The organism is Isoptericola sp. NPDC058082 (assembly GCF_042885055.1).
Classification (GTDB): domain Bacteria; phylum Actinomycetota; class Actinomycetes; order Actinomycetales; family Cellulomonadaceae; genus Isoptericola.
Window position 1 is genome coordinate 168,434 of sequence record NZ_JBHVSQ010000008.1, and the last position, 24,297, is coordinate 192,730.

Annotated in this window: 25 protein-coding genes; 14 read left to right on the forward strand and 11 right to left on the reverse strand. The window is 76.0% G+C overall.

Annotated features, from left to right (window positions below; translation table 11 throughout):
- The first annotated feature begins 64 nt into the window (after positions 1 to 64).
- Genes ACFVS0_RS13025 through ACFVS0_RS13035 form a run of 3 tightly spaced genes read left to right on the forward strand, consistent with a single transcriptional unit; the run spans position 65 to position 3,035 of the window.
- A complete protein-coding gene (locus ACFVS0_RS13025; protein WP_430563070.1) occupies positions 65 to 1,015 on the forward strand; it encodes a carbohydrate ABC transporter permease in 951 nt (316 codons plus the stop codon).
- Positions 1,016 to 1,017: 2 nt separating this feature from the next.
- A complete protein-coding gene (locus ACFVS0_RS13030) occupies positions 1,018 to 1,947 on the forward strand; it encodes a carbohydrate ABC transporter permease (protein ID WP_430550998.1) in 930 nt (309 codons plus the stop codon).
- 53 nt (positions 1,948 to 2,000) lie between these two features.
- The gene (locus ACFVS0_RS13035) at positions 2,001 to 3,035 is read left to right on the forward strand and encodes a LacI family DNA-binding transcriptional regulator (protein ID WP_430588214.1); all 1,035 of its coding nucleotides are present in this window, start codon (positions 2,001 to 2,003) and stop codon (positions 3,033 to 3,035) included.
- Here the strand turns inward: ACFVS0_RS13035 and ACFVS0_RS13040 are convergent.
- The 4 genes from ACFVS0_RS13040 to ACFVS0_RS13055 form a co-directional block, all read right to left on the reverse strand.
- Positions 2,978 to 3,904: a hypothetical protein gene (locus ACFVS0_RS13040; RefSeq protein ID WP_430588215.1), complete on the reverse strand. Its 927-nt coding sequence runs from the start codon at positions 3,902 to 3,904 to the stop codon at positions 2,978 to 2,980. The two genes, ACFVS0_RS13035 and ACFVS0_RS13040, sit on opposite strands and share 58 nt — an antisense overlap.
- Positions 3,901 to 6,222, reverse strand: coding sequence for a hypothetical protein (locus tag ACFVS0_RS13045; RefSeq protein ID WP_430588216.1), 2,322 nt, complete (start codon positions 6,220 to 6,222; stop codon positions 3,901 to 3,903). The genes ACFVS0_RS13040 and ACFVS0_RS13045 overlap by 4 nt, the downstream gene beginning before the upstream one ends.
- Entirely contained in the window at positions 6,219 to 6,542 is a 324-nt protein-coding gene (locus ACFVS0_RS13050) for a hypothetical protein (RefSeq protein ID WP_430563067.1), read from the reverse strand. Before ACFVS0_RS13050 ends, ACFVS0_RS13045 begins: the two co-directional genes overlap by 4 nt.
- A gap of 139 nt (positions 6,543 to 6,681) precedes the next feature.
- On the reverse strand, positions 6,682 to 7,329 hold the full coding sequence (locus tag ACFVS0_RS13055; protein WP_430588217.1) for a hypothetical protein: 648 nt from the start codon (positions 7,327 to 7,329) through the stop codon (positions 6,682 to 6,684).
- A 241-nt stretch (positions 7,330 to 7,570) separates the two neighbouring features.
- Between ACFVS0_RS13055 and ACFVS0_RS13060 the strand changes: the two genes are divergently transcribed.
- Positions 7,571 to 8,449 carry an alpha/beta fold hydrolase gene (locus ACFVS0_RS13060; RefSeq protein ID WP_430563065.1) on the forward strand — a complete coding sequence of 293 codons (879 nt, stop codon included), beginning with the start codon at positions 7,571 to 7,573 and terminating at the stop codon, positions 8,447 to 8,449.
- A 13-nt stretch (positions 8,450 to 8,462) separates the two neighbouring features.
- Here ACFVS0_RS13060 and ACFVS0_RS13065 read toward each other — a convergent pair whose 3' ends face one another.
- Together ACFVS0_RS13065 and ACFVS0_RS13070 are read right to left on the reverse strand one after the other, a co-directional pair.
- Complete coding sequence (locus ACFVS0_RS13065; protein WP_430588218.1) at positions 8,463 to 9,854, reverse strand: pyridine nucleotide-disulfide oxidoreductase; 1,392 nt, start codon at positions 9,852 to 9,854, stop codon at positions 8,463 to 8,465.
- A gap of 83 nt (positions 9,855 to 9,937) precedes the next feature.
- The gene (locus ACFVS0_RS13070) at positions 9,938 to 10,573 is read right to left on the reverse strand and encodes a hypothetical protein (protein ID WP_430588219.1); all 636 of its coding nucleotides are present in this window, start codon (positions 10,571 to 10,573) and stop codon (positions 9,938 to 9,940) included.
- A 107-nt stretch (positions 10,574 to 10,680) separates the two neighbouring features.
- Here ACFVS0_RS13070 and ACFVS0_RS13075 point away from each other — a divergent pair, with 107 nt between their 5' ends.
- Together ACFVS0_RS13075 and ACFVS0_RS13080 are read left to right on the forward strand one after the other, a co-directional pair.
- Positions 10,681 to 11,439 carry a TipAS antibiotic-recognition domain-containing protein gene (locus ACFVS0_RS13075; RefSeq protein WP_430588220.1) on the forward strand — a complete coding sequence of 253 codons (759 nt, stop codon included), beginning with the start codon at positions 10,681 to 10,683 and terminating at the stop codon, positions 11,437 to 11,439.
- A gap of 76 nt (positions 11,440 to 11,515) precedes the next feature.
- Positions 11,516 to 11,941: a hypothetical protein gene (locus tag ACFVS0_RS13080; RefSeq protein ID WP_430551008.1), complete on the forward strand. Its 426-nt coding sequence runs from the start codon at positions 11,516 to 11,518 to the stop codon at positions 11,939 to 11,941.
- A gap of 39 nt (positions 11,942 to 11,980) precedes the next feature.
- On the opposite strand, the gene ACFVS0_RS13085 is transcribed toward ACFVS0_RS13080, so the two are convergent.
- Entirely contained in the window at positions 11,981 to 12,919 is a 939-nt protein-coding gene (locus ACFVS0_RS13085) for a hypothetical protein (RefSeq protein WP_430588221.1), read from the reverse strand.
- 81 nt (positions 12,920 to 13,000) lie between these two features.
- On the opposite strand from ACFVS0_RS13085, the gene ACFVS0_RS13090 reads away from it, so the two are divergent.
- Entirely contained in the window at positions 13,001 to 13,486 is a 486-nt protein-coding gene (locus tag ACFVS0_RS13090; protein WP_430588222.1) for a heme-degrading domain-containing protein, read from the forward strand.
- 39 nt (positions 13,487 to 13,525) lie between these two features.
- Entirely contained in the window at positions 13,526 to 15,070 is a 1,545-nt protein-coding gene (locus ACFVS0_RS13095) for an amidohydrolase (RefSeq protein ID WP_430584818.1), read from the forward strand.
- An 85-nt stretch (positions 15,071 to 15,155) separates the two neighbouring features.
- On the opposite strand, the gene ACFVS0_RS13100 is transcribed toward ACFVS0_RS13095, so the two are convergent.
- Positions 15,156 to 16,823 carry a glycerophosphodiester phosphodiesterase gene (locus ACFVS0_RS13100; protein WP_430563056.1) on the reverse strand — a complete coding sequence of 556 codons (1,668 nt, stop codon included), beginning with the start codon at positions 16,821 to 16,823 and terminating at the stop codon, positions 15,156 to 15,158.
- A gap of 132 nt (positions 16,824 to 16,955) precedes the next feature.
- On the opposite strand from ACFVS0_RS13100, the gene ACFVS0_RS13105 reads away from it, so the two are divergent.
- Positions 16,956 to 17,300, forward strand: coding sequence for a TraR/DksA family transcriptional regulator (locus ACFVS0_RS13105; RefSeq protein WP_430551013.1), 345 nt, complete (start codon positions 16,956 to 16,958; stop codon positions 17,298 to 17,300).
- 47 nt (positions 17,301 to 17,347) lie between these two features.
- Entirely contained in the window at positions 17,348 to 17,974 is a 627-nt protein-coding gene (locus ACFVS0_RS13110) for a uridine kinase (RefSeq protein ID WP_430563055.1), read from the forward strand.
- Between the two features lie 21 nt (positions 17,975 to 17,995).
- Here the strand turns inward: ACFVS0_RS13110 and ACFVS0_RS13115 are convergent, their stop codons facing one another.
- Entirely contained in the window at positions 17,996 to 18,733 is a 738-nt protein-coding gene (locus tag ACFVS0_RS13115; RefSeq protein WP_430588223.1) for a VOC family protein, read from the reverse strand.
- Positions 18,734 to 18,843: 110 nt separating this feature from the next.
- Between ACFVS0_RS13115 and ACFVS0_RS13120 the strand changes: the two genes are divergently transcribed.
- Complete coding sequence (locus ACFVS0_RS13120; protein WP_430551016.1) at positions 18,844 to 20,262, forward strand: adenylosuccinate lyase family protein; 1,419 nt, start codon at positions 18,844 to 18,846, stop codon at positions 20,260 to 20,262.
- 60 nt (positions 20,263 to 20,322) lie between these two features.
- Positions 20,323 to 20,676, forward strand: coding sequence for a hypothetical protein (locus tag ACFVS0_RS13125; protein WP_430551017.1), 354 nt, complete (start codon positions 20,323 to 20,325; stop codon positions 20,674 to 20,676).
- Between the two features lie 6 nt (positions 20,677 to 20,682).
- Here the strand turns inward: ACFVS0_RS13125 and ACFVS0_RS13130 are convergent, their stop codons facing one another.
- Positions 20,683 to 22,176, reverse strand: coding sequence for an SDR family oxidoreductase (locus ACFVS0_RS13130; protein WP_430588224.1), 1,494 nt, complete (start codon positions 22,174 to 22,176; stop codon positions 20,683 to 20,685).
- A 137-nt stretch (positions 22,177 to 22,313) separates the two neighbouring features.
- On the opposite strand from ACFVS0_RS13130, the gene ACFVS0_RS13135 reads away from it, so the two are divergent.
- Positions 22,314 to 23,123, forward strand: a complete 810-nt coding sequence (locus tag ACFVS0_RS13135; RefSeq protein ID WP_430588225.1) for a tryptophan-rich sensory protein — start codon at positions 22,314 to 22,316, stop codon at positions 23,121 to 23,123.
- A complete protein-coding gene (gene idi, locus ACFVS0_RS13140) occupies positions 23,120 to 23,707 on the forward strand; it encodes an isopentenyl-diphosphate Delta-isomerase (protein WP_430588226.1) in 588 nt (195 codons plus the stop codon). The genes ACFVS0_RS13135 and idi overlap by 4 nt, the downstream gene beginning before the upstream one ends.
- 15 nt (positions 23,708 to 23,722) lie before the next feature.
- Here the strand turns inward: idi and ACFVS0_RS13145 are convergent, their stop codons facing one another.
- A complete protein-coding gene (locus tag ACFVS0_RS13145; protein ID WP_430551021.1) occupies positions 23,723 to 24,247 on the reverse strand; it encodes a MarR family winged helix-turn-helix transcriptional regulator in 525 nt (174 codons plus the stop codon).
- Positions 24,248 to 24,297: the final 50 nt, after the last annotated feature.

The window sequence follows — 24,297 nt, forward strand, 5'->3', positions numbered from 1 at the left end:
CGACCCGCGTCGACCACGATCGCCGTCGAGCACGATCGGCGAAGATCCGAGAGGGAAGCCTGAGATGACCACGACCACCGCCGCGCCGCCGGCCCGCGCGACCGGGCCCAGCACGTCCGGCCGGCGCCGCCTCGCCCCGTGGGGCTTCCTCGCGCCGGCGATCGTGCTGTTCGTCCTCTTCCTGGCGCTGCCGATCGCGTACGCGGTCTACCTGTCCTTCCGCACGGAGAAGGTGAGCGGTCTGGGCCTCGGTTCGGGCTCGCGCACCGAGGTGTGGGCGGGGCTGTCCAACTATGCGGCCGCGCTGGGCGACCCGGAGTTCCTCGCGTCCGTGGGGCGCGTGGCCCTGTACGGGCTGATCGTCGTGCCGACGATGCTCGGCCTGGCGCTGCTGTTCGCGCTGCTCCTCGACTCGCGCCGGGCGCGGACGCGCACGTTCTCGCGGACGGCGATCTTCCTGCCCTACGCGGTGCCGGCCGTGATCTCGTCCCTGCTGTGGGGCTTCCTCTACCTGCCCGGGGTCAGCCCCTTCTACGACCTGTTCGAGCGGTTCGGCTGGGACGTGCCGTCGCTGTTCGAGGGCGACCTCGTGATGTTCGCGGTCGCGAACATCGCCGTCTGGGGCGGCACGGGGTTCAACATGATCGTCATCTACACGGCGCTCAAGGCGGTGCCGTCGGAGCTCTACGAGGCGGCCGAGCTGGACGGCGCGTCGCAGGTGGCGGTCGCCCTGCGGATCAAGATCCCGATCGTCACGCCGTCGATCATCATGACGGCGGTGTTCTCGATGATCGCGACGCTCCAGGTGTTCGCCGAGCCCACCACGCTGCGCCCGCTGAGCAACGCCATCTCGACCACCTGGACCCCGCTGATGAAGGTGTACCGCGACGCGTTCACGCGCGGCGACCTCTACTCGGCCGCCGCGACCTCGGTGATCATCGCCGCGGCGACGTTCGTGCTCTCGTTCGGCTTCCTGCGCCTCGTGCAGGGCCGCGCCTTCGGCCAGGAGAAGTGACCATGACGACGCTGACCAGCCCGCTGCCCGCCGACGCCCCGGCCGCGCGCTCCGACGTCCGCCGCCCGGCCGCGAAGGGACGCCGCCACTGGCGCGGCGCCGGCGAACGGCCGTCCCCGGTGGCCACGGCCGTGCTCCTCCTGGGGGCCCTGTACTGCCTGCTGCCGGTGGTGTGGGTGGTGATGGCCTCGACCAAGTCCGGCGCCGAGCTGTTCTCGAGCTTCACGTTCGCGCCCTCCACCCACCTGGCCGACAACGTCGCCGACCTCTCGGCCTACCGCGACGGTCTGTTCTGGCGGTGGATGCTCAACACGGCCCTGTACGCCGGTGTCGGCGCGGCGGCGTCCACGCTGGTGTCCGCGATGGCCGGCTACGGCCTGGCGAAGTACACGTTCGCCGGCAAGAACGCGGTGTTCAACGTGCTGCTCGCCGGCGTGCTCGTCCCCGCCATCGTGCTCGCGATCCCGCAGTACCTGCTGCTGGCGGAGCTCGACCTCACCAACACGTACTGGTCGGTGCTGCTGCCCAGCATCATCAGCCCGTACGGCATCTACCTGGCGCGCATCTACGCGGCCGCCGCCGTGCCCGACGAGGTGGTCGAGGCCGCCCGGACCGACGGCGCGAGCGAGACCCGCACCTTCTTCCAGGTGGCCGTGCCGATGCTGGTGCCCGGCCTCGTGACGGTGTTCCTCTTCCAGTTCGTCGCGATCTGGAACAACTTCATGCTGCCGTACATCATGCTCGGCGACGACAAGCTGTTCCCGATCACGGTGGGCCTGTCCGGCCTCCTCAACCAGGGCGCCAGCCAGCCCGCCATGTACACGCTCGTGATCACCGGTGCGCTGCTGTCGATCGTGCCGCTCGTCGCACTGTTCTTCGCGCTCCAGCGGTTCTGGCAGGTGGACCTCGCCGCGGGCGCGGTGAAGTCGTGACGCCTCCTCGCGCCGGTCAGGCCGGGGCCGCTCGGGTCCCTAGACTCGCGGGCGTGGAAGGAACGGGTGGGCACGGGGCCGACGACGGCCGGGCGAAGCGGCCCACGATCCGCGACGTCGCGGCGGTCGCGGGGGTGTCGCGGGGCACCGTCTCGCGGGTCATCAACGGCGGGCACTGGGTGTCCCCCGACGCGCGCACCGCGGTCGAGGAGGCCATCCGCACCACCGGGTACCGCGCGAACCCGCACGCCCGCTCCCTGGTGACGGGGCGCGCCAACTCCGTCGCCTTCCTCCTCACGGAGGAGCAGCACCTGCTGTTCGAGGACCCCAACTTCTCCCTGCTCCTGCGGGGCGCCACGCACGCCGCCGCCGAGCGGGAGATGCCGATGGTGCTGCTCGTCGCGGGCACGGACCAGGAGCGTCGCCGGGTGGCGCAGTACCTCGAGGCCGGGCACGTGGACGGGGTGCTGCTCATCAGCTCCCACCGCGGCAACCCGATGATGAGGGAGCTGCTGCGGCACGAGATCCCCACCGTCGCGTGCGGCGTCCCGCTCGGGTACGAAGGCAAGGTCGGGTACGTCGCCGCCGACGACCGGTCCGGCGGGCGCACCATGACGCAGCACCTGTGGGACTCCGGCCGGCGGCGCATCGCCACCATCACCGGCCCGATGGACACCCCGGGCGGCGTGCTGCGTCTCGAGGGCTACCGCGAGGTGCTGGGCGACGCCTACGACCCGGAGCTGGTCGCGCACGGCGACTACTCCCGCGAGAGCGGCCGCCTCGCGATGGCCGAGCTGCTGGAGCGGCGGCCCGACGTCGACGCCGTGTTCGTGCACTCCGACCTCATGGCCGCCGGCGCCCTGGTCGCGCTGCAGGCCGCCGGCCGCAGCGTGCCCGGCGACGTCGCCGTCGGCGGCTTCGACGACTCCGGCGTCGCTGCGCAGCTCCACCCGCCGCTGACCACGATGCGCCAGCCCTACGAGCGCATCAGCGCCGAGATGGTGCGGCTGCTGCTCGAGGTCGTCGACGGTCAGGAGCCCGCGGCCATCACGCTGCCCACCTCCCTGGTGGTGCGCGAGTCGGCCTGAGCGCCGCGGTCCGTGCCGCTGACGGCGCCGCCGACCGTGTCCGTCGGTGCCGGCGGGTGGGAGCGAAGCTCCTGGGAGAGGCGCTCGAGCAGCAGCGCCGGCTCCAGCTCGGCCGGCGGCACCACGCCGTCGGGGACGACGACGCCCACCACGGCGAGCGAGCCCTCGACCACCGTGCCGATCGTCGTGGTCCGGAACGCCAGGTCGTCCTCGGCACGCTCGTGGACCTCCACGCCGAAATAGCCCGGCCCGCCGGCGTCGAACGGCTCGCCGAGGTGATCCTCGTACCACCGGGGGCCTGCGGGCGTCCCGACGTACGCGACGGACAGGAGCTCCGTGCCGCGGTACTCCTCCCACGCGGAGCCGGGGTCCAGGAGATAGTCCGCGACCCTCGACGCCTCCTCCTGCAGCCGCCAGACACCATCGGATCCTCGTGCGGTGTCGAAACCGGCGCCCGGGGGAGTGGCGACATAGCTGTACACGTCGACGCCGTCGACCCGCACGCCGGAGATTCCGGACGTCGACTCCGGCGACCACCCACCGGTCAGTGCGAACGGGGCGTGGAACAGCGGGGCGATGCCCGTGGCCCGGACGGGCTCGACGAGCCAGCCCGCCCCCGCGAGGCCCCGGTCCAGCCACCACCGCTCCACCGGGAGCTCGGCCGTGTCGTGCGCGGGGAAGTCGGCGGTGGTGAACACCCAGCGGTCCGCGATCCAGGTCTGCGCCTGCTCGAGCTCGCGCTGCCGCTGGCGGTCCGTCGCCGCGTCGAGCGCCCGGGGGACGGTGACGAGCGCCACCAGGAGGAGCACGAGCACCACCGCCGGCGTGACCTGCGGGTTGGCGAAGACACGCTTCAGCACGGTGCTCATCGACCTCCTCCGGCGGGCTGGGACATGTCCTTGAACGCGCCCCAGAACTGGCGGGCGACGGAGAGCTTCTCGTGGTCGGCGGCGGCGACGTCCGTGCTCTCGGCGCGCCGCATCGCCTCGTCGAGCGGGATGCCGAGGTCGAGGTCGTGGGCGAGGTAGAGGTCGTGGATCGTCGTCGCGTACCGGGTGTACGTCTGGTGGCCGACGTCGCCGACCTCGGCCCGTGCCTCGGCGACCGGGCCGCTCGTGTCGAGGAACTCCAGGCCCTTGGTCGTCGCCGTGGCGGCCAGGGCCTCCGCGCTGCTGCGGCCGAGGGTGCCGAGCCCCAGCGTGTCGCCGGCCAGCGAGATGAGCGCCTTGCGGGTCTCGACCTCGTCGTAGGCGGTGGCGAGCGTCTCGGCCTGCATGGCGCCCGTGACCGCACCCACCCCGCCGAGCACCTGCTCCGCGAGGTGGTAGCGCGGCGCGGTGTCGACGTCGTAGGCGCCGGACGTCGCGACCTCGACCATCGCCGCCGCATAGCGCTCGGTGGCCCCCAGCCAGGCCTGCGCGGCCTCGGGGCTGCGCGACGTCGCGGCGACGACGTCGCGCAGGGCGAACGCGTCGAGCTCCGGCTGGAGGACGTCGGCGCGCCGTCCCGTGCCCGCGGCGAGACCGTCGTCCGCGTCGATCCCGGGTGCCGGGGCGGGCTCCGGAGGCCCGCCCTCGGATCCGCGGTGGAGCGTCTGGTCCAGGGTCGCGTCGCCCACCGACGGCAGGTACGGCTCGTACGCGCGCGCGACGTCGGCGCCGGCGCGGTCGTCCAGCGTGGGGCCCGCGAGCAGCCCGGACGGCAGGACCGGCGTGGCGTGCGAGACGAGGACGGCGGCCCTCCGCTGGTCGGCCTGATGGTGCGACGTCGTCCCCTCCTCCACCGCGGCGGCGAACGCGCCCGCGACGGCCCGGCCGCCGTCGGGCCAGCCCCCGTCCGGGACCCACCCGAACCAGCGCCGCACGCTGCCGGCGACCTGGGCGTCCTGCGCCGGGGCGAGGCGGTCGAGCGCGAGCCGGGGGTGCCGGGCGTAGCCCGCCAGCACGGCCGCGGCGAGCGGCGCGGTGATCGTGGCGTCGACGAGGGCCTCACCGCCGAGGCCGCCGCGGGCACCGGTGGCGGCCGCCTGCTCGTCCGCGCGGGCCTGCCACCTCGCGTCGAGCGCGTCGCCGGCGGCGGAGTGCGCCGCCGCGGGGAGCTCGGCGGGCAGGAGCGTCGCGGCGATCCGGGACCGCTCGCCCAGGCCGAGCGGCCAGTCGCCGACGCCGGTGACGACGTCCCGCCCGAACTCGCGCAGCTCCGCGTCCGACGCCGTGCCGGCCCAGGCGGTCGCGCCCTGGGCCAGGGCGGTGCGCAGCTCGGTCGGGACCGGCCGGGTCGGGTCGAGGGAGGTCGGTCCGAGCGCCAGGTAGAGGTCCTGCGGCGTCGTGGTGTCCCAGAAGACGGCCCAGAACGCGGGGTCGTCCGCGTAGCCGGTCAGCACGCGACGGACGTCGTCCCGGAGCTCGCGGCGTGCGGTGTCGTCGCCGCCCGACGCGGCGCGCGGCAGCAGCGCGACGACCCGCCGCGCGGCGTCCCCGGAGGCCACGAGACCCGCCGGGTCGGCCCCCACGGCGGTGACGGCTCGGACCGCACGGACGTCGGCGAGCGCGGCCAGGGTGGCGGCGGCGCGGCGCGACGCTTCGGCCTTGGCGTCGCGGGCGGACCGCCAGCGCGCCTCCGCCGCCGCGACGTCCTCGCGCGCCGCGGCGACCTCTCGTTCCGCGACGACGAGCCGCTGGTGCGCCTGCCCCGGGCCGCCGAGCGGCGTCGTCGCTCCCGGCACGCCGACGTCGGGGGCCGCGGGGAGGAGGCCCGCCCCGGCGATGTTCCACGTGGAACGCCGGGCCTCGTCGGCCTCGGACCGCCACCGCGCCTCCCGCCCCAGGGCCTCCGCCCGGTCGGCGAGCGCCCGTCCCGCGGCGGACCGGGCGTCGCCGAGCGTGACCGCGTACCGGTGCAGGGCGCCGGCCGCCGCCTCGAGCAGGCCGGCGCTCGCGCGGGCGTCGTCGGCCACGGTGGCGACCCGCCCGCGCGCCCGCTCGACGGCGGTGCTGCGCTGACCGTCGAGCGACGCGTGCACCCGCAGCAGCTGTGCGTGCACGTCCGCGAGCCGTGCCGCGGCGCGTGCCGCGGCGTCGGCGGCGTCGACCAGCGCGGGCGGGCTGCCCGTCAGCGCGTCGAGCTCGCCGTCGAGGGTGCCCTGTCCGCCGCCGCGCTGCCCGCCGTGCCGCACCTCGGGCCTCATGCGCCGTCCGCCGTCCCGGCAGCGCCGAGCAGCGCGGCCAGGTCGCGCACGGTCCCGCGCTCCGCACCGGCGAAGACCTCCGCAGCCTCCGAGAGCCCCGCGCCGAGCGACTCGAGTGCGCCGACGAGCGACTCGTGGGCCGACCGCCAGGCCGCGGCGAGGTCCTCCACCGCGGCCGACAGGGCGACGTCGCCGCTCGCGCCCGGCGCCGCGGCCGCGGTGAGCGCTCCGGCGCGGGCGCCGGCGAGCGTGGTGGCGCCCGCGCGCAGGTCCGCGCCCACCGCCGCGAGGGTCGTGGTGTCGAGGTCGAGCTGGGTCATCCCGTCCCTGTTCGTCGTGGGTCCGTCGGAGGCTGCGCCGGGGCGCGGGCACGACGCTAACGACGGTGGGACCGGGCGGGTCGCGGTTATCCACAGGGTCGGTCGGGTGGGTGAGTCCCATCAGGTCAGGCCCATCAGGTCAGTCCCACCAGACGCGGAACCACGGCTCGTCGTCCGTGCCGCCGTCGAGCCGTCGCCCCCGCCAGGGCGCGACCTCGTCCGGGGGCGCGTGCATGTCGTCGACACCCAGCGCGGCGAGGGCGCGCACGACGTCGGCCCTCTCACCGCCGGGCTCGTGCGGTCCCTCGAGGCGCACGCCCCGGCCCGGCCGGAGCAGCACCCCGGTCACGGTGATCCGTTCGTCGCACCGCAGCGGCCCGACGACGTACCCCTGCGCGCGGACGCGGTCGGGGTACCGCACGACGGCCCGCAGCACCGTGCCGAGCGTGGGGCCGAGGTTCTGCCGCTCGGTCGCCAGCTCCTCCTCGTCCAGCCGCTCCAGCAGCCCGGCGGCGGTCCGTTCGTCCAGGGCGGCGAACGGGTAGAAGCCGGGCGTGGTCGAGCCGGCGAGCACGGGCTCCAGCAGGACGTCGAGCCCGTCGTCGAGCAACCAGCCGTGCCGGCCCGGGCAGCCGCCGCCCCGGCCGCCGTGGTGCGGTCCGCCCGCGGCGGCCGCGAGCTCGCGCTCCCGGGTCCACGCGGTGCGCAGGTCGACGAGGTCGGGCGGGACGAAGCGGGCGGGACCGGGGGCCGGCGAGGTGGGCGGGGGCGGCGTCGCGACGGGCATGGGTGGCTCCTCGGGTTCGGGGCGTCCGGGGCGGGCGTCCGTGGCCGAGCCTCGCGGGCGGCGGCCGTCGTCGAGGCGCCCGGGCCCGCGGCCTGTGGACACGCGGAACCTGGGGGCAGGCTCCCACTCCCGGAGCGCCGCGGCGACGTCGTGCCTGGTCACGACCGATGAGTTCGGGGGTGGCGCGCCGTCTTTCCCCCACCACAGGATGAGAACCCCATCAGGCCGACGGAGGCACCCCATGAGCACCCAGCAGACCTTCACCGTGGACGTGCCCGGCGCCGTCCTCACCTACGACGTCCGCATCCCGGCCGCCCCCGGCGGGCACCCGCCGCTGTTCCTGCTCGGGTCGCCGATGGCGGCGTCGGGCTTCACCCAGCTGCTCGGGCACGTCGACGACCGCGCCGTCGTCACGTACGACCCGCGCGGCACGGAACGGAGCACGCTCGCCGCCGGCGGCGCGGTGTCGGTCGAGCTCCACGCCGACGACTTCCACCGCGTGGTGGCCGCCGCTCGGCCGGTGATCGGGGACGGTCCCGTCGACGTGTTCGCGTCCAGCGGCGGCGCCGTCAACGTGCTGCCGTGGATCGTGGACCACCCCGACGAGCTGGGCACCGTCGTGGCGCACGAGCCCCCGCTGTGGGCGCTCCTGGAGGACCGCGACGTGCAGCGCCAGGTCACCCGCGACATCGTCGAGACGTACGAGCGGGACGGTTTCGGCCCCGCGATGGCGAAGTTCATCCAGGTCTCCATGCAGGACGCGCCGCTCACCGAGGACTACCTGACGCAGCCCGCGCCCGACCCGGCCGCGTTCGGCCTGCCCACCGAGGACGACGGCTCCCGGGACGACCTGCTGCTGAACGGGAACATGAAGGCCCTGCCCTGGTTCGAGCCCGACCTCGACGCGCTGCGCCGCACCACCGTGCGGCTGGTGCCCGCCGTCGGCGAGAAGGCGCCGGGCTCGATGCCCCGCCGCGGGGGAGAGGCGCTGGCCGCGGCGCTCGGCCTCGACACCGTCGTCTTCCCCGGCGACCACGGCGGCTTCGCGTCCAACGAGTGGTCCCCGGGCAACGACCCGGCGGCGTTCGCGGCCCGGCTGCGGGAGGTGCTCGCCGGCTGACGGCGAGTTGCCCTCAGATCCGCACCCCGGCGTCCCGGCCGATCCGTTCCAGCCCGGCGATGCCCGCGGGGGCGTACTCGAGGTACCGCTCGACGGCGGCGCGCACCTCGGGCCGCGCGGTCTCCTCGGGCGGGACACGGGCGGGGTTGAGCAGCACGGAGTGCGACCAGGCGGCGAGGTCCGGGTCGGCCATGAACGTCGCGGCGGCCCGCGCGCCGCGGCCCTGCATGGCCGCCCAGTCGGCGGGCGTGCTCCAGTAGGGCGTCGGCGGGCAGAGGGCGTTCTTCTCGGCGTCGGGCCGGTCGTGGCGGGTGCCCTCCACGTAGCCGACCAGGGCGGCGCAGAACGGCGGGAACCCCGCCCGCACCGACTGGAGCGTGATCCGCTCGTCCCAGATCGGCAGCCCCGGGCGCACGTGCAGGCCGTACGACGCGCAGTGCACGACGACGGCGCCGTGCGGGAGCGCGACCTCGCCGTCGTCGAGCACGAGCCGTCCGGGCTCGACCCGGCGCAGGTGCCCGTCGCGGACGACGCGGGTCACCGACCGCAACAGCTCGAGCTCCCACCGGCCGAGCGTCGGCGTGCGGGCCATGGTCGGCACGACCGCCGGGTCGATGCGCGTCATGACGCCCGCGTCCTCGAGGCGCAGGAAGAGATCGTCCGCCGACGAGGCGTCGTAGGCCGAGGCCATCAGCGTCCCCGCCATGCCCAGGAAGACCGCCGGGTCCGGCTGGACGACGGCACGGTCGAGCATCCACGGGTCCCGCGGCCGCACCCACAGGATCGCGTCCGGGTCCACCCCGCGCCCGAGCAACCACACCACGGCGTCGGTGGCCGTCTTCCCCGACCCGACGACGACGTAGGCGGCGGCCTCCCCGACGTCGGGCAGCGCGCCCGCGGGGACGACGTCGGCGCCGTCGTCCACGTCGAACGGCGGCGGGCCCACGGCGGGGATGGACGGGGCGAGGTAGCGGGCGTCGACCACCCGCCGGCGGACGTGGGGCTCGACGACGTCCCCCGACGCGAGGTCGACGAGCAGACCGTCGCGGTACTCGTGCCCGCCGAGCAGCTCCACGCGCCCGGTCGGCAGGAGCCGGTCGGCGAGCACCCGGGCGAAGTACGCGCAGATCTCGGGGCCGGCGGCGCGCTCGTGCATCCCCTGCTCCGGGCCCGACTCCTGGACGCGCCCGGAGCCGAGGCGGGTCGACGCGACCCCGTAGAACTGCGACGCCTGGTGCAGGCGGACGAACGGGTACGCGTCCAGCCAGTGCCCGCCCGGCGCGGCACGCCGGTCGACGAGCGTCGCGTGCGCGGTCGGGTCGTGGTCGACCAGCGCGTCGACGAACGCCATCCCGGCCGCCCCGGCGCCGACGACCAGGTAGTCGGTGTCGACCGAGCGGGTCATGACTCCAGTGACCCACCGGCCTCACGGGTCGGTCAACGGGCGCCGGGGGTGATTGAGCGTGCCCCGGGCGACACCGGCGGCGGTCAGTCGTCGTCGCGCTCCTGGACGACCTTCCCGTCCTGGGTACCGACGCGGTAGTCGGTCTCGGCGCCGTCCACCAGCACCGTGACCGACCAGTGGTACCGGCCGTCGTCCTCGTCGAGCTCGGCGTCGTCGAGGTCGCCCCCGGACGACGCCACGGTCCGCTCGATCGCCTGGGTCAGGGAGAGCGTCGCGTCGGCCAGCGCGCGGCGGTCGTCGGCGTCGAGGTCGTCCTCCTGCGTGCGGACCACCTCGGTCCCGTCGGCGCTGACCTCCACCTCGATGCTGATGGTGCCGGTCGCGACGTCGACCTCCCACGTGTTGTCGCGGTCCGGGTCGTCGATGGCGAACGCGGTGCCGCCCGCCTTCTTCTCCGCGGTGGCGATCGCCAGCAGGCCGGCGGCCGTGCGGTGCTCCGGCTCCGCGGACGCGCTCGGCGACGTGTCCTCTGCCGCGCCGCCGTCGTCCGGCGTGGTGTCGTCGGTCGTGGTGTCGTCGGTCGCGCCGGCGGACGTCGTGGCGTCCCCGGCGGGCGCGCCGTCGTCACCGGAGCCGTCGGCGCAGGCGGTGAGGGTGAGGCCGAGCGTCAGGGCGAGCGCGGCGGGGACGGCGAGACGGCGTGCGGTGCGGTTGCTCATGACGACGATCCTCCGGGCGGTCGGTGGCCCCCGCATGAGATGCGGAGGAGAAGACCCTCATCTGCTGCCTTGCGGTTGACGCTGCGTCAACCCCTACCGTCGGTGTCATGACCCGTTCCATCCAGGACGTCGCCCGGCTCGCCGGCGTCAGCAGCCGCACGCTGCGGCACTACGACCAGATCGGTCTGCTGCCGCCGTCGGGCACCGGTTCCGGCGGGCTGCGCCGGTACGACGACGCGGCGGTCCGCCGTCTGCAGCGCATCCTGCTGCTGCGCGACCTGGGGCTGCCGCTGAGCGACGTCGGCAGGGTCCTCGACGAGCAGGCGGACGAGGCCGGCGCGCTGCGCCGCCACCTCGGCCAGCTGCGTGCCGAGCAGGACCGGCTGACGCGGCAGATCGCGTCGGTGGAACGGACCGTGACCGCGATCGAGAAGGGAGAACAGCTCATGGCCGAGGACATGCTCGACGGCTTCGACCACACGCAGTACCAGGAGGAGGTGGCCGAGCGCTGGGGCGCCGACGCGTACGCGAGGAGCGACGCGTGGTGGCGCGGCCTGGGTCCCGCCGGCCAGAAGGAGTGGCAGGCGCGGACGAAGGAGCTCGGCGACGCCTGGGGCGACGCCGCCCGCCGCGGCGTCGCCCCGACGTCCGACGAGGCGCAGGCCCTCGCCGCCCGGCACGCGGCCTGGCTCGGCGGCATCCCCGGCACGCCGGGCTCCGAGCGGGGTCGGCCCACGAAGGATTACGTCGTCGGCCTGGCCGAGATGTACGTGGCCGACCCCCGGTTCGCGAAGAACTACGGCGGCACCGAGGGCGCGACGTTCGTGCGCGACGCCCTCGTCGCGTACGCGGAGCGCGAGCTCTGACCTGCCCCGGACGTTGTCAGGGTGCGCGCCATACCCGCGCGCACCCTGACGACCCGGCGGGTGGGAGGATGCCCGGGTGAGCGACGACTGGGCGGCGCAGCGCACGGAGGCGGCCCGCGTGCAGGCGGATCGGCTGCGCGCGCGGCAGGACGCCGAGCACACGGAGGCGGAGGCGCTGCTGCGCGACTTCGTCCGGGCCGCGGCGGCCGCCGGGCTGGAGCCCGAGCCGCTGCAGGTCAAGGGCTACGGCGGACGCGGGACGGCGCGCACGTCGCTGCGCGGCTGGTACCTGCGGCACGACCGCACGGCGGCCGTCACGGCCGACGGCGCGTTCTACGTGCTCACCGCCCCGCTGACGCTGGTCGACCGGGTGCGCGGGGCGCGCGTCGAGCCGCAGCGCCCGCCGATGATCCTCGGTGCGGGCGGCAAGGACGGCAGCTCGATCGAGCTCGTCGACGCGCTGGAGCGGGTGCTGCCCGGCTGGCGGGACGCCGCGACGTAGCGATTCGTCGTCGTCCTGTGCCGGGACGGCGACCGAGCGCTACGTCAGCGCCTCGCCGACCGGCCCGGCGACCTCCGGGAGGGCGAGGTACCCCGCCCACACGCCGTCGTCGAGCCGGTACGCGGCGGCGTGATGCCCGGGCGCGCGGTTGGTGACGCGCAGGGCCTCGATCCCCGGCAGCGGGAAGACGTCGGGCGTGAGGTCGTGCAGCGCGAGCAGGTCGCGCGGGTCGCGCGGACTCATCCAGCGCCCCACCCCTGCGGGGAACACCAGCGGCGCGCGCGACTCCAGCGCCTCCCGGACCGCCCGGATGCCGAGCGGCGAGCCGGGGGTGAGCAGCAGCGGCACCTCCGGCACCGCGGCCCGCGCGGCGAGCACCGAGTACGCCACCACGCTGCCGAGGGAGTGCGCGACGACGACGGCGGGCTCGTCGCCGGCCGTCGCGTCGGCCAAGGCGTCGGCGAGGCCCGCGTCGATGGCCCGCCGGACGGCGTCGTCGTGCAGATAGGCGTACACGTCGCGCGTGAGCGTGAGCAGGACGGCGGCGCTGACGCCTGGCACGACGCGGTCCACGAGCGCCAGCGCCGCGACGACGGCCTCGACCAGCGCGTCCCCGAGCGCGCCCTCCACGACGGCGGGCGGCGCGGCCCCGGGGCCGTGGCCGGCGCCGGCCAGGACCTCGCGTGCGACGTCGAGCAGGAACCGCAGCTCGCCGTCCGGCAGCCTTCCCACGAGCCAGGGGAGGGCCGCCGGGTCCGCGGCCAGCGCGTGCACGGTCACGGGCGGCGGCGTGCGGCCGTCGACCAGCCGCTCCAGGGTGTCGCCGTAGTAGACGAACGACGCGTCGTCGTCCGCGGGCCGCAGCGGCGACCCCGCCGCGGCGAGCCCCGCGCCGAGCGCGCCGAGCCACTGCGTCTCCAGCACCTCCGGGTCGCGTCCGTCGAGGTCACGGCCGTGGACGAGCACCAGTCGGGTCACGCGGGCGACGGTACCCACCCGCGTCGGCCGGCCCTCGCGGACGCGCCGCGCGCGGGGCGGCGGGCGTGGGACGCTGGGCCCATGGGGAACACGGAGGACGTCGCAGCCCTGGTCGCCGAGGTCGAGCAGCAGGAGCGCGAGCTCGTGCTCTCCCGGTTCGCGCACGACGACGCGTGGCAGCTCGGCTGCCTGCTGGTCGAGCTCGCCACCGAGCGCGGCCTGGCCGTGACGGTCGACGTCCGCAAGGGGCCCCAGCAGGTGTTCCACGCGGCGCGCGAGGGCACGACGCCGGACAACGACTCGTGGGTGCAGCGCAAGGTGCGCGTCGTGGAGCGGTTCGGCGCGTCGTCGTACCTCACCGGCCTGCGCGCGCGGGCGAAGGGCGAGGACTTCAACGCCAAGCACCAGCTGCCGCTGCAGGAGTACGCGGCGCACGGCGGCGCGTTCCCCGTGCGGGTCGAGGGCGTGGGGATCGTCGGCGTCGTCACCGTGTCCGGGCTGGCGCAGGCCGACGACCACGCGCTGGTCGTCGAGGCGCTGCGCGTGCAGGCCGCCGGCGGCGCCTGACCGGCGCACGGCGCGACGCCCGCCGTCTACGGTGGCCCCGTGCCCGCGCTGCTCCTGACGAACGCCCGCCTCGCCGGCCGGCCCGGCCGGCCCGTCGACGTCCTGCTCGACGACGGCCGGGTCGCCGCGGTGACGCCCGCGGGCTCCCCGGCCCCGGTGCCCGTCTCGACCCTCCCCGAGCGGGTCGACGTCGACGGCCGCACGGTGGTGCCCGGCCTGTGGGACGCGCACACGCACCTCACGCAGTGGGCGATGGTGCGCCAGCGCCTCGACGTGTCCGCGGCGACGAGCGCCGCGCACGCCGCCGCCCTGGTGCGCGACCGGCTGGACCTGGCCGCGCCGCCCACCGGCGGCACGCCGCTCGTCGGCTACGGCTTCCGGTGGGCCACGTGGCCGGACGACCCGACCGCCGCGGTGCTCGACGCCGTCGCCGGGGACGTGCCCGTCGTCCTCCTGTCCGGCGACCTGCACAGCGCCTGGGCGTCGACGGCGGGCCTGCGCTTCCTCGGCATCGCGGAGCACCCCACCGGGCTGCTGCGCGAGGAGGAGTGGATGCCCGCCAGCCCGCGCATCGTCACGGTGGACGACGCCGTGGCGGACGCCCTGGTGGTGGACGCGGCCCGCGCGGCCGCCGCCCGCGGCGTCGTCGGCGTCGTCGACTTCGAGGTGGCGGACAACCTCACCGCGTGGCGACGCCGGGTGGCCGGCGGCTGGGACGGCCTGCGCGTGCGCGCGGGGGTGTGGGAGCAGCACCTGGACGCCGTGCTCGACGCCGGGCTGCGGCACGGGGACCCGCTCGGCCACCCGCAGGGGTCCGACCTGGTGACGCAGGGTCCGCTCAAGGTGATCAGCGACGGGTCGCTCAACACGCTCACGGCATTCTGCTTCGAGGAGTACGCGGGCGTCGCCGGGCCGGACGCGCACGGCATCCTCAACATCGCGACCGACCAGCTCGCGCCCCTCATGGCCCGCGCGCACGCCGCGGGACTGCGGTGCGCGATCCACGCCATCGGCGACCGCGCGAACTCGCTCGCCCTCGACGCGTTCGAGGCCTCCGGGGCGCGGGGATCCGTGGAGCACGCCCAGCTGCTGCGCGCCGACGACGTGGCGCGGTTCGCGGCGCTGGGCGTCACCGCGAGCGTGCAGCCCGAGCACGCGATGGACGACCGCGACGTCGCCGAGGAGCTGTGGCCGGGCCGCACGGCCCGCGCGTTCCCGCTGGCGGAGCTGCGCGCCGCCGGGGTGCCGCTGGCCCTCGGGTCGGACGCCCCCGTCGCGCCCCTCGACCCGTGGACGGCGCTCGCCGCCGCCGTCACCCGCTCCCGCGACGGCCGCGCGCCCTGGCACCCCGAGCAGCGGATCGACGTGCGCGCCGCGCTCGAGGCGTCCGTCGACGGCCGCCCGCTCGACCTCGCCGTCGGCAGCCCCGCCGACCTCGCCGTGCTCGACGTCGACCCGCTCGCGCTGCCCGCGGCCCGCGGCTCCCTGGCGCACGACGACCCCGTGGCGCTCGCCGACGCGCTGCGCGGCACCGCCGTCGCCGGCACGCTCGTCGCGGGCCGGTGGACGCACCACGCCCTCTGACGCCCACCAGCGCGTCCTTCGAGCACGGGATCCGTACCGCCGTCGGCGCCCGTAGCGGTACGGATCCCGTGCTCGACGGTGGCTGTCAGGCGCGGAGCTCGGCGATCTCCGCGAGGAGGGCGTCGCGCTGCTCGGCGTCGTCGACGTGCTTCGTCACCACGCGCTCCAGCCGGTCCCAGTCCTCGCGGGCGAGGGCGGAGAACAGCTGCTGCGCCTGCCCGGTCGAGAGGTCGAGGTCGGCGAGCCGGGCGAGCAGGCCGGGGCCGGGCTCGGGCTCCGGGTCGGCCTGCTCCTGCGCGGCCTTCCACCCGACGAACGCGCCGGGCCGGTTGGTGATCATGCCCTCGACACCGAGGTCGGTGAACCGGGTCCAGTCGGCGGCGGAGTCGACCGTCCACACGAAGACGCCGACGCCGGCGGCGTTGAGGTCCTCGACGACGGACGGCCGCGTGGCCAGCGCCGAGCCGGACGGGTTGTAGTACGTGGCGTGCAGGCGCTCCGCCGTGGCGACCGGGTCCGCGTCGAGGGCGCCGCGCAGCAGGCCGAGCGGGATCTGCGGAGCGCGGTCGTACGCGTACTCCAGGGCCTTCTCGTCGAACGACTGCAGCACCACGCGGTCCTCCAGCCCGGCCTCGAGGATCATGTCGACCGTCCGGTCCACCTCCGCGCGGGTCTCCGGCCCCTTGATCTCGAGCAGCAGGTCGGAGCTGCCGGTGTCCATGAGGTCGAGCACCTGCGCGAACGTGGGCACCTTCTCCCCGGTGAACGCGGGACTGAACCACGATCCCGCGTCGAGGGAGCCGAGGTACGGCGACCGCAGGAACGCGACGTCGCCCGTCCCGTCCGTGGTGCGGTCGACGGTCTGGTCGTGCAGGACGACCGGCACGCCGTCCGCGGTGGTGTGCACGTCGATCTCGACGTACTCGGCGCCGGTCTTCATCGCCGCGGCGTACGCGGCGAGCGTGTTCTCCGGCGTGACCGACGAGTAGCCGCGGTGCGCCGCGGTGACGGGAAGGTCGCCTGGCTCGTTCACGACGGGCTTCGGCTCGAGCTCCGTGACGACGACGTCGTCGATGCTCACGCGCGCGCCGTCGGCGGAGAAGCCGAGCACGCCGTCGTCGGTGCGGCCGATGCGCCCCTCCAGCACCTCCTGGCCGTCGAAGACCCAGGTGGCGTGGTTGCCCTGCACCTCGATCGCGATCGGCACGTCCTTGCCGACGCCGGCGTCCGACGGCGCGGCCGCCGTGGACGGCACGTTCCAGGCGTTGCCCGACGTGCGCTCGGCCAGCTCGAGGCCGTTGCCCGCCGTCGTGGTGGAGCGCATGGCGGCCTGCCACCACGGCACGCCGCCGGCGGGGTCGATGTCGAGGATCGGCGCGAGCCAGCGGGCCGCGTTGTTCACGGCGTCGAAGCGCACCGTGGCCTCGAGCCGGTAGTTCTCCAGGTGCGGGCCGAAGGTGACGCGCCCGATCGTCGACGGCTCGCCCACGAGGCGGCCGTCCTGCACGGCCCACGCGCCCGCCCCGACCCGCCAGCCGTCGGGCAGCGCGCCGTCCGCGACGTCGTCGAAGTCCTGGGCGTAGACGACGTCGCCGGGCTCGGCGGCGAGCGGCGCGGCGGTCGCGACGGGCGGCGCGACGAGGGTCGCGCCGAACGAGGCGACGGACACCCCCGCGGCGACGGCGAACGCGAGCGTGGCGGGGACGGTGCGCGTCCCGGGCGGGGCGAGCAGGGTGCGGCGGCGTGCGGTCATGGTGGACCCTCCTGGCGTCGTCGGACGGATATGGCGGGCACGCTAGGCAGCGCGGATGTCCGGACCGGGGCCGACGGGGTGACCCGCCGGTGACGGTCGGACGAACTTCGGGTGGGGTGCGAGACTGCCGGGATGACCGACCGGGAGGACGCCGAGGGCCGTCTGCGCGCGCGCCTCGCGGAGGTGGAGGAGCGTCTCGCGGCGCAGCGCCGCGCCGTCGACGGGATCGTCGAGTCGGCGCGCGACTCCAACGCCGACGACGAGCACGACCCCGAGGGCGCCACGCTCGCGTGGGAGCGGCAGCAGGCGGCGGCGCTCGCGGCCGAGGCGGAGCGCGAGCGCGACCAGCTCCTCGCCGCGCTCGACCGCGTCGCCGCCGGGACGTACGGCGTCTGCGAGGTGTGCGGCCGGCCCATCCCCGCCGCCCGGCTGGAGGCGCGGCCCGCCGCCACCCGCTGCGTCGAGCACGCGCGCTGAGGCGTGGGCCGGGCGTCGGAGGGCGCGCGACCTGGCAGCATGACGGCGTGCGCGTGGAACCCCTGACCCCGGACGGCGTGGTGGATCACGTCGTGGCGCGCGTCCTGGGTCGCGGGGCGGGCGACGTCCCGGTGCGCGTGCTCGTCGACGGGCACCCGTCCACGCGCCCGGAGGCGCTCGCGGACGCGCTGGTCGAGCCGCTGCGCGCGGCGGGCCGCCCGGTCGCACGGGTGCGGGTCCGGGACTTCCTGCGCGCCCGGTCGCTGCGGCTCGAGCGCGGCCGCCGGGACGCCGACGCGCTCCTGGACGAGTGGATCGACGTCGACGGGCTCAACCGGGAGGTGCTGGGCGCGGTCGTGACGCGGGGCCGCTGGCTGCCGAGCCTGCGCGACCCGGACACCGGCCGCTCGACCCGCGCGGGGTACGAGGACGCGCCGCCGGGCACCGTCGTCGTGCTGGACGGGTCGCTCGCGCTGGGCCGGGGGCTCGACGTCGACCTGGCCGTCCACCTGGCGCTGCGGCCCGCGACGGAGACGCGGAACACGCCGCTCGACGACGCGTGGACCCTCGCGGCGTACGGGCGCTACCGCCGCGAGGCGCAGCCCGAGCGCCGCGCCGATGTCGTCGTGCGGGTGGACCACCCCGACCGGCCCGCGCTGGTGCTCCCGGGCTGACCTACGGTCGCGCCTGTCGGGTCAGCCCCGGCAGAGGCAGAACGGGTGGCCGGCGGGGTCGGCGAAGACGCGGAAGGTGTCCTCACCGCCGGGCAGCCGCTGCGCGCCGACGGCGAGGGCCGCGGCCTCCGCCTCGTCCAGCGTCTGCGGGCCGATCTGGAGGTCGAGATGCAGCTGCTGCGGGTACGCCGGGTCGGGCCAGCGCGGGGCGGCGTAGCCCTCCACCTGCTGGAACAGCAGCGCCCTCTCCCCGCCGAGCATCGCCATCCCCTCGGCGTCGTAGACCACCGGGTCGCCGAGGACGCCGGACCAGAACGCGGCGGCGGCCGAGGCGTCCGGCACGTCGAAGGTGAGGCCCATGATCGTCAGGCCGTCGTTGTCGGGCGCGTGGCACAGGTCGAACGGGTGCCCGGCGGGGTCGGCGAGCGTCGTCCACTCCGGGTTCTCGCGCAGCACCGTGGCGCCGAGGCCGACGGCGCGCTGCACGGCGGCCGCGACGTCGGGCACGCGCAGGTCGAGGTGCAGCTGCTGCGGGTGCTCCTGCCCGGGCCACTGCGGCGGCACCAGGTCGGGGGCGGGCTGGAAGGCGAGCGACCAGCCGTCGGGGGTGTTCAGCGTGATCCAGTCCTCGCCGTACCCCTGCTGCTCGACCTCCGCGCCGGTCAGCCGTTGCCAGAAGTCCGCCGCGACCTGCGGTTCGGGGACGTCGAACACCACCGCGTCCAGGGCTGCGACCCACGTCGTCGTCTCGTCGCTCATGGGGCCCAGCGTGCCGCGGACCTCCGACACCCGCAGCGCGCCGGGGCTGTACAGCGCCGCCGGGCGGGGCGATCATGCTGCTCACCGCCGTCGGACGCCCTGGGGGCCGCATGATCGTCGCACCGTTCGGACGCTTCACCGAGGGCCGTGTGCCCGACCCCGGCATCGCTCGGCTGTTCACGCGGGAGAACCGGTGGCAGGCGCGGCTCGACGTCGAGGCGGCGCTCGCGCTCGCGGAGGCCGACGCCGGGCTCATCCCGGCGGAGTCGGCCCGCGCCATCGCGCTCACGGCGCGCATCGAGAAGCTCGACGTGCGGCGGGTGCTCGCCGCGACCGCCGAGGCGAGCCACCCGCTGGTGCCGCTCATCGAGGAGTTCGCGCGCGCCGTCGGCTCCAAGCACGGCGGCTGGGTGCACTGGGGCGCGACGACGCAGAACATCACCCAGACGGCGGACGTGCTGGTGCTGCGCGACGCGCACCGGGCGGTGCTGCGCCAGCTGGGCCGCGTGCTGCGATCGGCGGGCCGCCTCGCGGAGTCGTCCGCGGCGCTGCCGATGGCGGGCCGCACGCACAGCCAGCACGCGGTGCCGGTGACGTTCGGCTTCAAGGTGGCGGTGTGGATCGACCAGCTCGCCGCGCACGCCGACCGGTTGGAGCGCCTCGACGAGCGGCTGTTCTGCGTGCTCATGGGCGGCGCCGCGGGCACGTTCGCGTCGTTCGGCGGCTCGGGCCGGGCGATCGAGGCGGGGGTGGCGCGGCGGCTCGGGCTGCACCCGATGCGCGTGCCGTCCCGGTCGGTCAACGACGGCATCGTGGAGCTCGTGCTGGTGCTGGCGCAGCTCGCGGGCACGATCGGGAAGATCGGCCGGGACGTCTACACGCTGATGCAGCCGGAGTTCGCGGAGGCGTTCGAGCCGGTGCCGGAGGGCACGGTCGGCAGCTCGACCATGCCGCACAAGCGCAACCCCCAGCTCGCCCTCGACATGCAGACGATGTCGGCGGAGCTGCGCGCCCTCGCCGGCCCGGCGCTGGAGTCGATGCTGCACGACCAGGAGGCGAACGGCGCCATGACGGCCCTGCTCGAGGACGTCTCGGCGTCCGCCGCGGTGCTGGCGGGCGACATGCTCGCGCGGCTCGAGGTGGTGATGGACGGCCTGGAGCTCGACCCGGGCCGGATGCGGGCGAACATCCGCCTGTCCGAGGGCATGATCGGCTCGGAGTCCCTCATGCTCGCCCTCGGCGAGAAGATCGGGCGGCAGAAGGCGCACGATGTCGTGTTCACCGTCGCGCAGGCGGCCGCGTCCGACGGGCGCCCGTTCCTCGAGCTGCTGCACGGCGACCCCGTGGTCAGCGAGGCGTTCGACGACGACGAGCTGCGGACCCTCCTCGACCCGGCGGGCTACCTCGGCCTGAGCACGGAGATCGCGCGGGAGCTCGCCGCGTGCGCGGACGAGACCGCGGACCGGCTCGAGGCGCTGCCCGCCCGGATCCCCGTCTCGGTCGGGAGCCAGCGGCCCGGGGAGGGGTGAACCCGGGCGCCGGACGCCGTCCGCAGGGCGTCGGAGGCCGGCCGGTGTCATCGTGGGCAGATGGAACGTGCGCAGAGGGAGCATGGCCAGGCGGGTGCGTCCCGCGGCCGGACGGCCCGCCGCGTGACGGCGGCGGCGCTCGCCCTCGCCGCGCTCGCGGTGCTCGGCGCGTGCGCCGCGGGCCCGAACCCGGCCGTCGACACGTCGACGATCAGCGGCGTCGGGCCCTACGGGTTCTGGTGGGGCCTGTGGCAGGGCATGATCCTGCCGATCACGTTCATCGTCTCCCTGTTCACCGACTCCGTGTCGGTGTACGAGGTGCACAACACCGGCAACTGGTACGACGTCGGGTACGTGCTCGGCATCTCGCTGGTCTTCGGCGGCCCGCTCGGCGCCCGCCGGGCCCGCCACTGACGTCGTTCAGCCGCGCCCCTCGGCGACCGCGTGCTCGTGGGCCGCGCGCGCGATGTTGCGCTGCATCCCGCCGAACACGATCCCGTGGAACGGGCTGATCGCCCACCAGTACAGCTGCCCCGGCAGGCCGCGCGGGGAGAAGATCGCGCGCTGCCGGAACACCGGGCTCGGGCCGGGACCCTCCTCGACCGCCAGCTCCAGCCACGCGAGCCCCGGCAGGCGCATCTCGGCGCGCAGCCGGAGCAGCCGCCCGGGCACCACCTTCTCCACGCGCCACCAGTCGAGCGCGTCCCCGGGCTCCAGCCGGTGCGGGTGCCGCCGGCCGCGCCGCAGCCCGGGGCCGCCGAAGAGGCGGTCGAGCACGCCGCGGGCGACCCAGCCGAGGCGCCAGGAGTACCAGCCGTGGGCGCCGCCGATGCCCTCGATCACCGACCACAGCGACTCCGGCGTGGTGTCCACCGCTCGGGCCCGGTCGTCGACGAGCAGGCTGCCTCCGGCCCAGTCCGGGTCGTCGGGCAGCGGGTCGGACGGCGCGCCGCGCGTGGACGCCGAGCTCCAGCTGGTCCGCACGTCGAGGTCACGGATCCGGGCCAGCGCCAGGGCGACCGCGTCGTCGAACCCGACGAGCCCCTCGGGCGGATCGGGGACGTACCGCGCGATGTCGTGGTCGCGCGCCACGACCTCGTGCACCAGCGAGCCCACCAGGGGGCGGGCGATCGCCGGCGGCACCGGGGTCACCAGCCCGACCCACAGGCTGGCCAGCCGGGGCGTCAGCACGGGCACGGCGCGGATCACGCGGGGCCGCAGCCCGGCGACGGCGGCGTAGCGCTGCATCATCCCGCGGTAGGTCAGCACGTCCGGGCCGCCGATGTCGAAGCCGCGGCTGACGTGGTCGGGGACCTCGGCCGCCCCGACCAGGTAGCGCAGCACGTCGCGGACGGCGATCGGCTGGATGCGGTTGTCGATCCACCGCGGGGCGACCATGACGGGCAGGCGCTCGGTGAGGTAGCGCATCATCTCGAACGACGCGCTCCCGGAGCCCAGGATGACCGCGGCCCGCAGGACGACGGTGGGGACCCGGCCGGCGAGCAGGATCCTCTCCACCTCCCGGCGGGAGCGGAGGTGCGGCGACAGGTCCGCGGTGTCGGGGTAGAGACCGCCCAGGTAGACCACGCGGCGCAGCCCGGCCTCGGCGGCCGCCTCCGCGAACCCGCGGGCCGTGCGGCGGTCGGTGTCGGCGAACCCGTGCCCCGCGCCGAGGGCGTGGATGAGGTAGTAGGCGACCTCGACCCCGTCCAGGGCGCGGCGCAGGTCCTGGTGCGAGCCGGCGTCGCCCGTCACGACGTCGACGGCGTCGGCCCAGGCGCGCGCGGTGAGGCGCTCGGGATGGCGGGCGAGCACGCGGACCCGGTACCCGGCGGCGAGCAGCTCGGGCACGAGCCGCCCGCCGATGTACCCGGTGGCGCCGGTGACCAGCACGAGCGGCGCGTCGGTCGGCACGGGCGTACCTCCTTCTCGGCGGACCCCTCTCGGGTCTCAAGTTGCTAGCCAGGCTAGCAATACTGTGCGCGTGGTGGCAGGGTGGAAGGTGCCGCGGCGCCTCGCCGCGGCGACGTCCGACGTGCGAGGAGGATCCGATGGCGGACGCGACGACCGCTCCGCGGCTGCAGCAGGTCGCGGTGACGGCGAGCCTGCTGGTGTGCGTGGTGGGGTCGATGATCGGCGTCGGGGTCTTCGGCGGCACCCGGGTGTCGGAGGCCGCGGGCGGCGCGCTCGCGGCCGACGCGACCCTGGTGGCCCCGGCGTCCCCCGCGTTCTCGATCTGGACCGTCATCTACCTCGGCCTCGCGGGCTACACGGTGTTCCAGTGGCTCCCCGCGCACGCGGCCGACGACCGGCAGCGGCGGCTGCGGCTCCCGGTCGCGGCGACCATGCTGCTCAACGCGGCCTGGATCCTCGTCGTCCAGGCCGGCGCGCTGTGGTGGAGCGTGCTCGTCATCGTGGTGCTCCTCGCCGTGCTCGCCCGGACGTTCCTGGTCCTGGTGCGGACGCCGGCGAGCGGCGTGGTCGAGCGCGTGCTCGTGGACGGGACGCTCGGCCTCTACCTGGGCTGGGTCTGCGTGGCCACCGTCGCCAACGTGGCGGCGGCCCTCGCGGCCGCGGGGTTCGACGGCGGGGCGGTGGCGGCGGACTGGTGGGCCGTGGGGATCCTCGCGGCGGTCGCCGCCGTCGGCGTCGCGCTCGCGGTGCGGGGGCAGGGACGCATCGCCGTGGCGGCGGCGATCGCCTGGGGCCTGGCGTGGGTGGCCGTCGCGCGGTCCGGGGGCGAGCCCGCCTCGGCACCCGCCGCGGCCAGCGCCGTCGCCGCGGCCGTCGTCGTGCTCGGGGCGGCGGTGGTGCTGCGCCTGCGGGCCGTTCGCGGCCGCGTCGTCGCGGGTGCGTCGTGAGCGGGGTCGACGGCGGCCCCGGGGCCGCCGAGGACCACGTGGTCCTGCTCGACGACGCGGGCGCGCCGCTGGGGGTCGCCCCCCGCGCGACGGTGCACACCCGCGACACCCCGCTGCACCTCGGGTTCTCCTGCTACCTGTTCCGCCCGGACGGGCGGCTCCTGGTCACCCGGCGCGCGCTGTCGAAGCGGACGTGGCCCGGCGTCTGGACCAACTCGTTCTGCGGGCACCCGCGCCGGGGCGAGCCGCTGGCGCAGGCCGTCCTGCGGCACGGCCGGCACGAGCTCGGGCTGGACGTGGCGACCGACGGCGAGCCCGTGCTGCCGTCGTTCCGCTACCGCGCGGTGGACGCGGGCGGCGTCGTCGAGAACGAGATCTGCCCGGTGCTGCTCGCGTCGGTGGACCGCGACCCCGCGCCGAACCCGGACGAGGTCATGGACTGGCGGTGGGTGCGGCCGGGTGACGTCGAGGCGCTCGTCGACCTCGCGCCCTGGGCGGTGAGCCCGTGGATGGTCGAGCAGGTGCCCGAGCTGCGCGCGGCGGGCTGGACCGCGCCGGGCGGCGCGCAGCCAGGCGTCGCGTAGCGGGCGCCGCGAGGGTCAGGCGGGCGCGTCGCCGGCCACGGTCCCGGCCGCGTGGTCGGACTCCCGCTCGGCCTCGGCCGCCATGGCCAGCAGGAAGTCCCGCACGGCCGGGCGGGAGCGCGCCGGCACGGCCCGCGCGATCTCGAGCATGCGGGCGTGGACCGGGGCGAGCCGCTCGCGCACCTCGGCGTGCGCGGCGTCGGAGGCGACGACGACGACCGAGCGGCGGTCCGACGGGTGCGGGCGCCGCTCCAGGTGCCCCGAGGCGACCAGGCGGTCGAGCAGCTTCGTGGTCGAGGCGGTGGAGATCGCCAGGTACGCGGCGAGCCCGCGCGGCGTCGCCGGCTCGCCGTGGCCCTCGCACGCGATGACGTGCTGGAGGGCACGGAGGTCGGTGAGGTTCATCTTCATGTCGCGGCCGGCGCGGCGCCGCATCGCCTCGTCGGCACGGCGGAACGCCCGCAGCGCCTCGAGGAGGCTGCGGGCCTCCGCGTCCGACTCCCCGAACCAGTAGGAGCCCCCCGTGGGTGCCTGGGTCACGCGCTCATCCTAGCCACTGCACATCTGGCTAGTATCTTGCTAGGCTAAAT